This is a genomic window from Paenibacillus sp. 4624 (assembly GCF_050435065.1).
In the GTDB taxonomy this organism is placed as follows: Bacteria; Bacillota; Bacilli; order Paenibacillales; family Paenibacillaceae; genus Paenibacillus; species Paenibacillus amylolyticus_D.
The window spans coordinates 117,985-131,967 of record NZ_JBNDJR010000008.1; the positions used below are offsets into that span (position 1 = coordinate 117,985).

At 46.9% G+C, this 13,983-nt stretch carries 14 protein-coding genes; 10 read left to right on the top strand and 4 right to left on the bottom strand.

The window, feature by feature from the left end; all coding sequences use genetic code 11:
• Nucleotides 1-45: 45 nt before the first annotated feature.
• The 5 genes from ABIE27_RS18885 (at nucleotide 46) to ABIE27_RS18905 (ending at nucleotide 5,896) form a co-directional block, all read left to right on the top strand.
• On the top strand, nucleotides 46-2,136 hold the full coding sequence (locus ABIE27_RS18885; protein WP_429351237.1) for an S-layer homology domain-containing protein: 2,091 nt from the start codon (nucleotides 46-48) through the stop codon (nucleotides 2,134-2,136).
• Nucleotides 2,137-2,320: 184 nt separating this feature from the next.
• Nucleotides 2,321-2,773 carry a GNAT family N-acetyltransferase gene (locus ABIE27_RS18890; RefSeq protein WP_123065137.1) on the top strand — a complete coding sequence of 151 codons (453 nt, stop codon included), beginning with the start codon at nucleotides 2,321-2,323 and terminating at the stop codon, nucleotides 2,771-2,773.
• Nucleotides 2,770-3,219 (top strand): GNAT family N-acetyltransferase, encoded by a 450-nt coding sequence (locus tag ABIE27_RS18895; protein WP_123065136.1) that lies wholly within the window; start codon nucleotides 2,770-2,772, stop codon nucleotides 3,217-3,219. The genes ABIE27_RS18890 and ABIE27_RS18895 overlap by 4 nt, the downstream gene beginning before the upstream one ends.
• Nucleotides 3,220-3,419: 200 nt before the next feature.
• On the top strand, nucleotides 3,420-4,640 hold the full coding sequence (locus ABIE27_RS18900) for an RtcB family protein (protein WP_123065135.1): 1,221 nt from the start codon (nucleotides 3,420-3,422) through the stop codon (nucleotides 4,638-4,640).
• 77 nt (nucleotides 4,641-4,717) lie between these two features.
• Entirely contained in the window at nucleotides 4,718-5,896 is a 1,179-nt protein-coding gene (locus ABIE27_RS18905; RefSeq protein WP_429351238.1) for a DUF4272 domain-containing protein, read from the top strand.
• A gap of 70 nt (nucleotides 5,897-5,966) precedes the next feature.
• On the opposite strand, the gene ABIE27_RS18910 is transcribed toward ABIE27_RS18905, so the two are convergent.
• Entirely contained in the window at nucleotides 5,967-6,242 is a 276-nt protein-coding gene (locus tag ABIE27_RS18910; RefSeq protein WP_123065133.1) for a hypothetical protein, read from the bottom strand.
• A 375-nt stretch (nucleotides 6,243-6,617) separates the two neighbouring features.
• On the opposite strand from ABIE27_RS18910, the gene ABIE27_RS18915 reads away from it, so the two are divergent.
• On the top strand, nucleotides 6,618-6,977 hold the full coding sequence (locus ABIE27_RS18915) for a hypothetical protein (protein WP_240036932.1): 360 nt from the start codon (nucleotides 6,618-6,620) through the stop codon (nucleotides 6,975-6,977).
• Between the two features lie 264 nt (nucleotides 6,978-7,241).
• Here ABIE27_RS18915 and ABIE27_RS18920 read toward each other — a convergent pair whose 3' ends face one another.
• From ABIE27_RS18920 to ABIE27_RS18930, 3 genes are all read right to left on the bottom strand, one after another.
• Nucleotides 7,242-8,354: an MFS transporter gene (locus ABIE27_RS18920; RefSeq protein ID WP_123065131.1), complete on the bottom strand. Its 1,113-nt coding sequence runs from the start codon at nucleotides 8,352-8,354 to the stop codon at nucleotides 7,242-7,244.
• Between the two features lie 89 nt (nucleotides 8,355-8,443).
• Nucleotides 8,444-8,980 (bottom strand): TetR/AcrR family transcriptional regulator, encoded by a 537-nt coding sequence (locus ABIE27_RS18925; protein ID WP_240036930.1) that lies wholly within the window; start codon nucleotides 8,978-8,980, stop codon nucleotides 8,444-8,446.
• Nucleotides 8,981-9,061: 81 nt separating this feature from the next.
• Complete coding sequence (locus tag ABIE27_RS18930; RefSeq protein ID WP_123065130.1) at nucleotides 9,062-9,832, bottom strand: DeoR/GlpR family DNA-binding transcription regulator; 771 nt, start codon at nucleotides 9,830-9,832, stop codon at nucleotides 9,062-9,064.
• A gap of 398 nt (nucleotides 9,833-10,230) precedes the next feature.
• Here ABIE27_RS18930 and ABIE27_RS18935 point away from each other — a divergent pair, with 398 nt between their 5' ends.
• The 4 genes from ABIE27_RS18935 (at nucleotide 10,231) to ABIE27_RS18950 (ending at nucleotide 13,980) form a co-directional block, all read left to right on the top strand.
• Nucleotides 10,231-11,190 (top strand): metallophosphoesterase family protein, encoded by a 960-nt coding sequence (locus ABIE27_RS18935; RefSeq protein WP_123065129.1) that lies wholly within the window; start codon nucleotides 10,231-10,233, stop codon nucleotides 11,188-11,190.
• Nucleotides 11,191-11,267: 77 nt separating this feature from the next.
• Complete coding sequence (locus tag ABIE27_RS18940; protein ID WP_429351239.1) at nucleotides 11,268-12,125, top strand: EamA family transporter; 858 nt, start codon at nucleotides 11,268-11,270, stop codon at nucleotides 12,123-12,125.
• Between the two features lie 149 nt (nucleotides 12,126-12,274).
• Nucleotides 12,275-13,120, top strand: a complete 846-nt coding sequence (locus tag ABIE27_RS18945; RefSeq protein ID WP_123065127.1) for an AraC family transcriptional regulator — start codon at nucleotides 12,275-12,277, stop codon at nucleotides 13,118-13,120.
• Between the two features lie 308 nt (nucleotides 13,121-13,428).
• Nucleotides 13,429-13,980 (top strand): nucleotidyltransferase family protein, encoded by a 552-nt coding sequence (locus ABIE27_RS18950; protein ID WP_240036928.1) that lies wholly within the window; start codon nucleotides 13,429-13,431, stop codon nucleotides 13,978-13,980.
• Nucleotides 13,981-13,983 lie beyond the last annotated feature (3 nt).

Here is a 13,983-nt window from a genome sequence, read left to right on the forward strand (position 1 = left end):
TCGGTGTCATTAGCGATAAGATTCTGTAGGAGGTTATGTTAATAAATGTCTATTCGTAGTTCCAATTCCAAAGGTTACTCTGATCAGCGTCGGAATAAAGTTGCGACGTATATAGCCGCTGTGTTGTCGCTTACTCTCGTTGGTGCTCCGGGAACAGTAAGTGCCGCGGAGGATGCGACAAGTACTCAGGACTTGCATCAGGCTGCCCCTTGGGCCCAGCAAGCTATTGAAAAGGTTACCCAGCAACGATGGATTCTTCCAGACGGAACAGGTCGTTTTAATCCAGGTGCACCCATGACAAGAGGGGAACTTGCACATATGCTGTCTCAACTCCTAGAGATAGATGCCTCGCCTTCAGATCAACGACCGAACCAACTATTCAAAGATCTGGAGCATACAACTTCAAACGAAACTTATATCTATGCTCTTAATTCAACTGGAATCATGAAGGGATATCCCGATGGTACGTTCCGGGCGAATGGTGTAGTGACTAGGGAAGAGCTCGCTGTTACGATGATTCGGGCTCTTAAGGTGAAAGGGTATGATGGATCATCAAATGGGCAGCGATCCTTATCATTCAAGGATAAGACGGACATTAGCGCCTGGGCTTTGTCCAGTGTGCAACAGGCCGTTGAATTAGGTCTTCTCAAGGGAGAGAATGGGTATTTTGCACCCAAACGCTCTACATCCAGACAAGAAATGGCTGTCATTGCGTTGCGAGCAACAGATACAATTCAAGTATTGGAGGCAGCAAGTTCAGAGCAAGAAGGTTCCAATTCGCAGGGGCCAAACGATACTCCAGGCAAGGTAACGGAGACACAAGGTACGATTACAGGAACAGCAGGCACAGGGAATGGTACGGTGAACAACAACAGTAATACTGGAACGACGCCGGGCGGAACAACAGGTGGAGAAAGCGGAGGATCAGTTAATCCAGGTAATCCGTCTGTCCCTTCAAACCCAACGAAACCAACGAACCCGTCTAATCCAGGAATCGGCAATCGTGCTCCAATCGTTGCTCCGGGAGGTTTGCCTGCTCAGGAATTAACGTTGGATCATGCTTCGAAGGACTTGCAGGCCTCTTCCTATTTCAGTGATCCAGAGGGCAGACCATTGAAGTTCGTTGTCTTGTCGGGAGATGAGAACATGGTATCCTCTACTGTGACGGACTCAGTAATTCGACTTGCACCACGGGCTGCTGGTCAGACGATGCTGACCATTCAAGCTACAGATGAACAAGGCGCCAGTGTAACGGCACAACTCCAGGTTACCGTACAAGTGAATACGATTAGCCGTCAATTCCCTGATACGCATTTGGCTGGAGCTATAGCATTTTGGCTACAAAAGGATTTAGATGCTCCGCTGACCAAAGAGGAATTAGCTGAGGCTCTTATCCAGACAGATGGAGGATTGTATGCAAGAGATGCTGGCATTTCCGATTTGACGGGGGTCGATATATTTAAAGGATTAAATGTCGTAGAAATTGATCTATCTGGCAATGAAATAAGCAAAGCGGATGCCTCCGGGTTCGAACAATTAGAGTGGCTCAATCTGTCGGGGAATCGTCTGAGTGAAATCAATGTCACAGGACTTGAGCATCTGGAGTATTTGGATCTGGAAAATAATCGCCTTGCTTCGTTGGACGTGACGGGACTGAATTCCCTGCAAGCATTGTATATGAGTAATAATCAGCTGACTCATCTGCCTAGTGGCCTGGTTGACTTGCCCAATCTGCAGTCCATAGGTGTAAACGACAATCCAATTCCGCTCAGAGAAGAACCGGATTTCACATTGCACCATGCACTACTAAAAAAGCAAATCAGATATACCTTTGATGGTGCAGGGCCTGAATTAATTGAGGCACCGGCAGGAAATACGGCTTATGTAGGTGGAGATGAAATTGAGATAGACTTGTCCTACATGTTTAGAGATGAGGATGATGACAGATCGACACTTGTCATAGAAGCGGAGTCTTCTGATGAACAATTAGCAACAGTCCGAATGGTTGGACAGAAATTATACGTGGCAGCACTAGAGGGAAGTAATACGCCTATTCAAATTTGGGTAATGGCTACAGATCCGTTGGGCATGACGGGCTGGGGTTATGTAGAGGTTTATCTGAGAGAAGCCCAGTAGATCTTAGTTTAATCAGGTTTAGATGCAACGGTAACAGACGCACTTTCCTATGAGGAAGGTGTGTCGTTTCCATTTAGTGTAATTTAGGATAAGATGAGTGAGGCAGGGTTCAGCGATAATATACGGTACATAGATAGTAGATTGCAAATTTTGATTGATGTAGAACCGAGAAGGGAGTGCAGGTATGCCACATACCAACATTACACCAAGTACCAAATCAGATTCCGAATATGTCCGTCAACAATTAGTCGCCTACAATGCGGCACATGTGAGTGAGGCTTTGAGGAACAGATACGAGGAACTCCATTTTCATATTCGAAACGAGGCAGGTCAGATTGTAGCAGGGGTACTGAGCACATTATGCTGGAACTGGGTCGAGCTAGATATTTTGTGGGTTGATGCCAAAGAGAGACACAAAGGGTATGGAACGAAACTGCTACAGGAGATAGAGCGTTTGGCCCGGGAGAAGGGGTGTGATTTCATTATGCTGAATACGTTCTCCTACCAGGCCCCCGAATTTTACCAAAAACACGGGTACGAGCTGATGACGATGATCGAGAATGCACCTACAGGACACCAACATTACTATTTCAAGAAAGATCTCATCAGGTCAGAAGGAGAAGAGGCGTTACGATGATTACGATTAAACAAATTGAACCGCAGGATTTAACTGCGTTAAACCAGCTGTATCATGAATTGATGGGCACACCTCTCAATGAACAGCAGATGAATGCACAGCAAATGCAAAAGACGTTTCAACAAATGAAGAAACAGGGTCACTACTATGTGCTTGGAGCCTATGATCAGGATAAACTTGTTGGATCGGTTATGGGGGTTGAATGCATGGATCTGATGGGTTCTTGCGAGCCATTTATGGTCGTTGAAAATGTCATTGTCTCCGAACGGATTCGCAGGCAGGGCGTTGGACAGAAGCTCATGCTTAAGATCGAACATATTGCCAAAGATCTAGGATGTGCGTACATCATTCTGGTGTCTGGGGATCAACGCAAGGAAGCCCATCGATTTTATGAGAAACTGGGCTTTAAAGACGAGAAGGTTCAAGGCTACCGAAAACATTTATAAACGGCAGTATGTTTTCGATGACACGGTAAAGAGGGAGTGAGCCCTTAGCGGACGCTCTCTTTTTCTATGTGAGCGAACGGAAGAGTGAAAGCACTGTACAGCAATATGGCATATCCCGATACCTATACAATTGTAGCGTTTCGAGCGGGGTGGATCTTTGTTAAACTTAGGAAAAAAGAATACATAGGAGGTTACGGAATATGCGTATCGTGGATAACATCAAAGTCTGGGGGGAGCCGCTGGAGAATGCCGTCAGTCAAGCAGTGACTTGTTCGAAATATGGAGACGTGCTGGGTGTGGCCTTAATGGCCGATCATCACAAGGGATATTCGCAGCCGATTGGCGGAGTGGTTGCTTATCGCAACACGATCAGTCCCTCAGGAGTGGGGTACGATATTGCCTGCGGCAACAAAGCTGTGCGCACCAACCTGATATGGAATGATATACGTGACCGGATTGCGGTCATTATGGATGATATCAATGCAACAATCTCATTCGGCGTAGGCCGGAACAATAAAGCTCCAGTGGAACATGAACTGTTTGACGATCCGAACTGGAACCTCTTTGATGCCATTGAAGGCGGATTGCAACAAAAGTTGAAGACATTGGCGCGGAATCAACTCGGAACCGTTGGCAGCGGCAATCATTTTGTCGATATTTTTGTGGAAGAGCAAACGGGCAAGGTATGGATTGCCAATCATTTTGGCAGCCGTGGTTTTGGGCATAAGGTGGCGAGTGGATTCCTTAATCTGGCGGCTGGACGAGAGTTCAGTGGCAAAGCACCGGGTGAATCAATGGATCAGCCGCCAACCCTGTTTGACCTGAACAGTGAAATGGGTGATATGTATTGGGCAGGTATGACACTGGCGGGTCGTTATGCCTATGCTGGGCGGGATTACGTGATAGAGCAGGTGCTGGGTATCCTTGGAGCGAGTGCTGAATATGCCGTACATAATCATCATAACTTTGCGTGGAAAGAGCAGCATAGGGGCGAGGAAGTCGTCGTTGTTCGTAAAGGAGCCACACCGCTGGCACCGGGACAGCTTGGCTTTGTTGGCGGAAGTATGGGGGATATTTCGGTCATTGTAGAAGGCATCCATAGTGAGGAGAATACCGAGTCCTTCCGCAGTACGGTTCACGGGGCAGGACGAATCATGAGTCGTACACAGGCGGCAGGTAAGATGAATTACAAACTTCGCACGCGTATGGGCGGCGAAATTAGTGAAGAGCAGATGCAAGCCGCGATTCGTGCTTATGGTGTGGAGCTCCGTGGAGCTGGCACGGATGAGAGCCCATTTGTCTACAAAAAATTGCAAGACGTGTTACATGCACATGCGAATACGCTGAAAATCAATCATGTCCTACGCCCGGTAGGCGTAGCGATGGCTGGTGGAAATGAGTTTGATCCCTACAAGGATTAATCAAGGGTCAGTCCGGGGATACCCCATCATTTTTAAAGATTAAAATTTCAGAAGTAAGAAGGAGGCCAAACACCATCATGAGAAACTGCGCGATATATAGCTCCCAGTTTGACCTGGATCAGTTATATGAAATTATTCGATCCATCTATCCTGGTGCCGCCATCCAGCGGAGAGAAGACCATACCCACATACAGGTGATTCAGAAGAAATGGTTTAGCAAGAAAACAAAGGGCTTCAACATCATGACCAGCCAGACGCATCCCGAGGAGTTCGGCACGATGATTCAAGGTATGCTTGGTTTTCTGAGTCAGATCGAAGGGCGTAATGCTGCGCTTCAGGAAAAGGTACTGATTAAATGCTCCACCCTGAACATGGTGATTGGCATCGAGACAGAGGAAGATATCTCGGAAGAGTTCTTTAACGAGTTATTACAACTGGCTGAAGCACTGGATGCCGTCATTTTCTGGGGAGGTGGCTCCCTGCTGAATGCTCAGGGTCAGCTGCTTCTGGATGTAAACGGAGAATCCGAAGTAGAGGATTACACGGTAACTGCACACACCAGTTATCTGGATGACACTCGTCCGCCCTCAGCGGATGCTGTGGAGCGCAAGGCACGTTCCGAACAGCGATTAGCGGCACAAGGGGTTCCGTATAATGCCAATCTGCCAGCAAGAGCAGGTGAGCAGGACACGACGATTCGAACGAAGGAAGAGGTTGCGAAGCGTGCTGTAGCTCTCTGTATAGCCGCCCTAAAAGGTGAGTGCCTTGGAGCAGGTGAAAGTGACGATGACACCGCAGCGCTTGTGCAGGAAGTCATCGACAAGTATGATGCGTCCGCCTTCTTTTCTCCGGATGAAAAGTCTTTTCTGGATCAGCAGGGAGCACAGCAGCAAGAGGTCATTCGTTTCTCTTGGGGATATGAGGCATACCACGTCATGCTGTGGGCGCTAGGGTACGCGGAGGAATTGAATCCACCTACAGAGCTGTGCAACGTAAGTAAGGATGTTGGTTATTTACAGCAAAAGGACAGCTTTGCGGCGTTTTTATCGGATGCCACTATTCGCAGCAAAGGTGAAATTTTGGACGAGGCCGACTTGATCTATCGGTACAACTGGGTCTGTGTAAACAGTAGAATTAAAGAGGAATTGCCGCCTGCAGGTTTAAATCCCGGTGTAGCTTATGAGCGGCATCGTGCCCTTAACTGGCTTATCTGTTATCTCGATCAAGCATGGGACGAGGTACGTACGGATACGTAAATAAGATTAAATGGAAAAGAGCCACCGACTAGATTTTTTAATCTGATCGGTGGCTCTTAGCTATGTTCTATTAGATAGATGAGGTTGCTGAGGGAGAAACCATTGCTTGAATTGCAGGAAACATGTTTTCGCTGCTCGTAAACAAAATGTATGATTGATTCGTGGTACGGATTAGAATCCTCTCGGTTGAACGTGCATAACCGATCCGGACAGCTGAAGGCTCACTTCCTCCATAGGTGTTATCTAAAGTTACAGATGTGATTTGTGAAATGGGGATTTCAATCCTGGAAAACTGCCAGCGTATGAGCAGTTGATCATCTATTTGTTTTACGCTTACATCAAACATTGGATGACCTCCTTCTTTTGTACAAATCAAATGATTGGACTAACAGGGTGGGGAAATATTCTTACGTATACGGTAGTTCCATTTTATCATTTTTGGCTAAAAATTCCTAATTAATAAAGATGAACACGACTAAAAATCTCAACATAAGATATGATGTTGAGTAGAATCAATTCAATGTTTTGTAAGGAGATGAGTTGCATAAAAAAACTTAATGGATACCATTATTTTGAGAAAAATGTAGGCCCGTTCCGTAATCTCTCAAGCCTGTCTCAGAGAGAGGCTGAAGCAGTTTCACAACAGATTCGGCAGGAAGGCCGAGTTTTTGCCGCTAAGCGGTCATCCGACTACATAACAATAAGGAGACGCCTTGAGCATATGGCATATGAGAAATTCATAGCTAAGGGAGGAAAGCCGGCACAAGACTATCCCCATTATCTAACGCTCGGTGTATGTCCCTGGCTAGAATCATGGTATCAGGAGCCGGATCACATCATCGTTCCATGGGAGGAATTACCCGCAGAAGTTGTAAGCTTCACCTACGGTGATCTCTTCCCAACGATGCGTTATGAAGACGATAAATCTTATCGCAAGCAGGTTTATACCAAAGACGAAATAGATGAACTGATTCAGACCTATGGTTTGCCACAGGATTGGAATCGGACCGGCAAACAGGGTCCCGAACGATATATTGAGGTTCAGGTCTGGGACAATGAGGTCATAAGGGCATATCGGTAGATCTACTCATTGCGAATCCTCATTTGCGGTTGGTCAGGGCAGGGCGTAGCTTCCCTTTGAATTAGTCAAAGGTGGAGAGCGATGGAAGCTAGCTCGTTATTTTGGTGCGGCCAGTTCCGAAGAGATTTAAGCCTATTGTAGCCTAATCTCCGCTCGGAACAGGAACCAAAGTTACATTAAACGGTGTAAGTCTGCAACCATGCTTCTACGGAAATATGTTGCAAGTATAATGATGCGCTGTCTTCCGACAGCTTTGGAGACGGCTCAGGCCGGTTTCACGCGAAGGAATAGTCCCAGCAAACCGAGTATAGCAAACGCCATAAAAGCTGTCGTGCTGGAAAATACCTCGATAGTATATCCCGCCATAAATGATCCTAAGAATTGGCCCACGCCCAGGGCGAGAAATGCAAGACTAATGCCGATGGAGACATTTGGTTGGAACAGTCTCGTTGCCCATACAATGAAAACACTTGTGAGAAAAATGTACGTGCTGCCGAACAGGACGGCTGAAACCATACTTGATGTCATCGAAGGCAGGACAATAACGCCAAGCGAGATCGATAACAACAGAATGCCTATACGATAGGACCAACCTAACTCAATCCGTTCTATGATCCGACCTGCACTTCCGCCAAGTATGCCTGTCACGCCCATAACAATCCAGAACAAGACGGCTTCCGAATCGGAGGCCCCTTTCTCGTCCGTTAGAAAGTTTCGGGCGAAAGTCCAATAGATCGCAGAGCTTGCGCCTGTTAACATACAAGCCATAAGCAAAGCCGATCCTGGTCTGGTGGGTCTCATGCAAGACCAGATGGACTTCGTACAAGGGAGTGCTTTGGAAGCGGGAATCGCATGTCGGTTCCATAGCAATACGGTTATTCCGATGAGGGCGAACAGAATATAACTTAAACGCCAGTAATCGGTGAATAGCAAGTAGAGTGGACCGGAGACGATAATGCCAAAGCTGGTGCCTGTATTGATCCAGCTGTTCCCTCTGGCGTGCAGGTTTGGTGCGAGTTCTGCACTTACTGCATTCCCGAGGGCTGGAGACGCCCATCCTGTGCTGAGTCCGGCAAGAAAAACACCGGCCGCAAGTAGCCAAGTATCGTGTGCCAGTCCGATGCCTATCAAGCCAAGAATAGCGCTGATTCCAGCAAGTTGAATGACATAATGGTGCCCTTTGTGATTAATGATAAGCGGCGCAGTCAGAAGGGCAAGACAATAAGCAATATAGGTTGCCGAGTTAATGGTCCCGGATGCCGATTCGGATAATTGTAAAGCCTCGGAGATTTCTGGCATAAACAGTCCGTAACTGAAACGCCCAAAAGCATAACATACTGCGATCAGGGCAACGCCAGGAAGGACTATCTTTTTCATTCAATTTCACCGCCTTTTTTAGATAGAACGATCATTATATTTCTTGTGAAAATAAAAAAGTGAGTTGAAATATGAACTCACCCTTTGTGTTATGATTTGAAACTATTTTGAGTCATGTGAATCAGTTCCCGGCAGACCTCTTTTACATTTTGCGTTTCCGCCAGAGCCGTCGAACCCTCTAACAACAGCATAAATTGCATGATGCTCCGATCATTTGCTTCGGGATCACTTTTTTTTATCAGGGTTATGAGGTGTTTTTTGTGCCCATTAACGGTTTGTACAATAATATGGTTTGGATCAGCCCCGAATTCTTCCTTCGCTCGTAAAAAAAGACATCCCCTGGCTTCATGCTCCATCAGCCACTTGGCATGACCCTCAGCCAGATTGAGGAAGACGGACTGTGCCTTGTTATCTGCATACAAACGCAGTTGCTCCAGATAGCGCTGTTCGCGGCGCAGAAGCACCTCGACAATCAGGTCTTCCTTGGACGCAAAGTGATTGTATAACGTCATGATGGCCACGTCAGCATCGGTAATGATCCGTTTTAAGCCAATGGCATGAAAGCCATGCAGATAGAACAGGTGCTCGGACACGTTCAGAAGCATTTCCTTTTTGCTGCTCATCATCGCTAGGCCACTCCTTTCACCCATTTTTTAGTAAAAATAGAATGAGCATTATATCCAAAATATAGAACATGCATATCCATGTCAATCCGAAACGACCGTTTCAATCTCCAGCCGCCCAAAGTTTTCAATCCATTCGGCAGGGCAGCTAGAGTCCGTAATCACCATGGATATGTGCTCGGTAGGTGCAATTCTGGCAAACGTGGAGCGTCCAAACTTGGTATGATCCGCCACCAGGATGGCTTCCTCGGCTCGTTCCATCATTTTACGCGAGATCAGGGCTTCCTCCAGTACATAATCCGTAATTCCATCGGTGAAGGAAACACCTCCAGCCGAAATGAACGCTTTATTCACTTTGAACTGGTCAAGTATCTCATGTGCTCCAGGCCCAGTGGCGGCTTGAACAGCAGTGTGGATCTCACCTCCGGCAAAAATGATTTTACCTGCAAAAGATTCGAGGGCAACAGTCAGGATCGGGACCGAATTCGTAATCACCGTTACGTGGGAGCGATGCTTCAATTGACGCATAATTTCGAGTGTCGTTGTGCCGTTGTCCAGCATGATGGTTTCGCCGTCTTCAATCAAGGAAGCTGCCGCGGCAGCAATAGCCTGCTTTTCTTGAACTTGCAGCTGTGAGCGCTTTTGGAAGGGCGCTTCAATCATACCTGAGCGGACACGTACAGCGCCCCCGTACACTTTACGCAACTCACCTTCCTTCTCCAGCCGATCCAGATCCCGCCTTATGGTTTCTGTGGACACCTGAAATAGCTGAGCCAACGTTTGTACCTGAACTTTGCCCTGTGTGGCAAGCTGGGCAAGGATCGTATGTTTACGCTCTTCATATGTTAATGACATTCCAATTCCGCCTCCGTATGTTCTATATATAGAAGTTTGGTCTTTGTGTGGATTGTTGTTGTTTTTAATAGTTTAAGTTGGTGAAAACCACTTGTCAATTTCATTTGGTAAATATGAATATTTAGATATCAAGGAAGTGTTGACAGACGATAGATGTGGCGATATCATCATATGAAACAACTAAAAACCACAACAAACCACATCTAAAATAGAAGTGAACTCAACTTGCCGAGCTATGACGGGTTTTACTGGTGCAGACAGATTCGGACGATGTTTCAATAGTTATTCCAAGCACTAATCAGCAATACATATAACCAATAGACCAAACTGCATGAATGAAATGATGCGTATTGCTCGCTTTCAACGCGTATTCATGTGGTATTCGGGAGGACAACACAGTGAAACGACCGCTTGCTTTTCGCGAAAATGGAACCTTTACCATCGTACAATTTACCGATTTACACTGGAAAGACGGGCGGCCTGAAGATCTGCGAAGCCGGCGGATGATGCAATCTATCATCGAACTGGAACAGCCGGATCTGGTTATTTTCACAGGAGATGTGATCTACACCGGGCCTGTCGATTCGGGAAATCAAGCGTGTGAGCATCCGGAGCAGGCTTTTCGTGATGCTGTCTCGGCAGTGGAGATGTGTGGGATTCCATGGGCTTTTGTGTTTGGCAATCATGATGCCGAGCAACGAATTACTCCAGCAGAGCTTATGCACGTTGTTCAGAAGCATGCGCATAGTGTGACGGAAGCGGGGCCGCGTGATATTGCAGGGTTGGGCAATTACACGCTGGAAATTGCCGGAGCGAATGGACTTCCGGCAGCGGTGTTGTATCTGCTCGATTCCGGGAGTTATTCGACCGTGGAATCGATCCCCGGTTATGGCTGGATTCAGCAGAGTCAGCTCCGGTGGCTGATGGACGAATCCACACGCGTTAATCCCGGCCGCAGTCGCGGGGATAAGCTGCCAGCCTTGGCGTTTTTCCATATCCCGATTCCGGAATATCAACTGATGTGGGACAGTCAAATTTGCTATGGCAACAAATATGAACCTGTCTGCTGTGCACAAATCAATTCGGGGTTGTTTGCTGCGCTGCTGGAGATGGGGGATGTAATGGGGACGTTCTGCGGACACGATCATGTGAATGATTTTCACGGCCAGTACCAAGGGATACGTCTTTGTTACGGGCGTTCGAGTGGCCACAGTACCTATGGAAGGGAAGGGATGTTGCGCGGAGGACGTGTCATTCAGATGTGTGAAGGTGAACGGGAGTTTGATACCTGGCTTCGTCTGGAAGATGGATCGGTGGTGAGGGAACAGCCGGAGCACCAACCGGAGATTGTGACGTAAGGTATTCTAGAGTGTGCTAGAGTGTGGCAAAGAAACAGAAAGCATAAGCAAGGAAAACAGAGAGGAACGTATACAGGATGATTTTACCGTTAATTCTGGTGCTTGCTTCAGGAATGGCACATGCCGTCTGGAGTATGTTTACGAAACGAAGTTTGAACAAAAGTGTTTTTCTATGGTCGATTATGATGATTCCCACCGTATTGCTGCTGCCTGTGCTGGTGGTAGAATTGTCTCGTGATTCGTTACCCGTGTCAGCTTATGCACTGTTGATCGTGTCGATGGCACTGCAGGCGTTATATTCCTGGCTGTTGTCTCAGACGTATGAGCTTGGCGACCTGTCTCAGATCTATCCGATTATGCGGGGTACAAGCACGTTGCTGGTGCCGTTGATCGGGGTTGCTTTTCTTGGAGAAAGGTTGTCGGGATTCGGATGGATAGGCATTGCCTGTATGATTGTTGGTTTCGTCGTTCTTAGCGGTGTGGGGAGCAGGAAGGGACAAGCAGGCTCTGGAGTGAAGGGGGCGAAACCGGTTTGGATGGCCTTGTGTGTGGGATTATGTACGACGAGTTATGTATTTGTGGACAAATTAAATTTGCAGCATATTTCGCCCGTGGCGTTGCTTGAGGTTACGAATATTGGTTTTGTGGCTGGATTAACGCCAGCGCTACTTGCTTCAGGCGGTTTGCGTCGGGAGTGGAAGGTCAATCGTTCGACGATTTTGCTTGGAGCTTTGCTGAATCCGGGATCATATCTGCTCTTTCTATTTGCACTGGAACAGGCTCCGATGGCCAGATTGGGCCCGCTTCGGGAAGTGGGAACGGTATTCGCGGCTTTTCTGGGGATATGGTTATTAAAAGAACAGCAGGGCATGAAACGTATTCTCTGTTCCATCGTTATATTTGGCGGCATCTTGCTGATTGGTATGTGGGGATAGGGTAGAATTCGGAAGCTAGAGTTGGAGCGCGTGAAACGGAGATTGGACAACAGACAATCGGCAAAAAGACATCGGTCATAAGAAAGCACAAAATGACAGGCTTCTATACCCTTCTTCGTGTATCATGATGAGCAAGGAGTGATTAGCACATGAAATGGATTGAAGCGATCCAGAAGTCAATACAATATATAGAAGAACATTTGTTAGATCCGATGACTGTGGAACAGATTGCAGCGCACGCGCATATGTCGGCATTTCATTTTCAACGTATCTTTGGTTTGATGACCGACGTTACCGTGGCGGAGTACATCCGGCGCAGAAGATTAACCTTGGCGGCACATGAACTGTTGCAAGGAGAACGTAAAATCATGGATTTGGCAATGAAGTATGGATATGATACACCTGAATCATTTTCGAAAGCATTCCGAAGACAACATGGTGTAACGCCAAGTGAAACTCGAAAGTCAGGTGCTTCAGTTCAGTCGTATAATCGCCTCGTTATTCAAGTCAGTTTACAAGGAGCGGAGCCAATGAAGCATCATATTGTCGAGAAAGAGCCATTTTCCATTACAGGTATCAGTCAACGATTTTCATATGTGGATGGGCAACATTTGCAGGGGATCGGTAACATGTGGGAGGAAGCCTACAGCAGCGGTACAGAGGATCGGATAGCTGCATTGAATAATGGGGTTATTCCAGGTTTGCTAGGCGTGTGTGTGGATCAGGGAGAGTTAGAGGACAAACAGATGGAGTACTGGATTGCAACAACGTATGATGGGGAGCAGCCAGAAGGATTATCAATGTTAACGTTCCCGGCCAGCAAATGGGTTGTGTTTGAGGTGGAGGAACCGATGCCTCAGGGAATGCAAAAGCTGTGGAAACGGATTGTAGGTGAATGGTTCCCTTCAAATGCATACGAACATGCTTGGCTACCCGAACTTGAGGTCTATCGAGGGACGGGACACTCGCCTCAAATTTGGATACCGATTAAATAGCTGGATAGCAAGCATCAAATATTTGGATAGTAAGTATTAAATATCTTCACCAAGGAATATCGATCACATGACATCACAACTCCGCTCAGGAACCGTGATTTTCAGGGGTGCATTTATTTCGAATGTACTTGAAAATGACGACTTGAGGGGAGTTGTTTATTTTATTCCAGGGTTCGAAACATGTTATATTGAAAGATAGTAGTCTCTTTTTATTACTCAGAACCCAACGACCTATATAAGTTGAACTGTTTTTTACACTTTAAAGGGAACGAAGATATCGGTTTTGAATAGGCCAAGGAGGAGTTGCTGTGCAATACGAAGAACAGCTTGTTAGAGCCCTACGAGAACATGAGCAGATCATGCAGGATCTGCGGCTTGTGCGTTCGCTAGAGTTGCCTGATTGTTACATCGGTGCGGGTTATATTCGCAATTACATATGGGATGATCTTCATGGATTTACCAGACGGGAGCTGCATAGCGATATTGATGTTGTCTATTTTGATGCTGCCGATCTTCGAGAGGAACGGGATTACGAACTTGAGCAGGAGCTATGTACTGCAACAGGTAACACGAAATGGTCGGTTAAAAATCAGGCCAGGATGCACCTGCGCAACGGAGACATGCCGTATCACTCGACTGAAGATGCATTGCGCGTTTGGCCTGAGCAAGTAACTGCCATCGGTGTACAATTACATGAGGGCGATCAAATGAAGATATGTGCCCCTTACGGGCTGGAGGATCTGTATGCATTAGTTGTGCGCAAAAGCCCGGCGTTTCTGGATGCGGCCTACTATAACGAGCGTGTGTGCAAAAAGAATTGGCAACAGCACTGGCCCAAGCTCACGATTGTAAGGGCATAATAT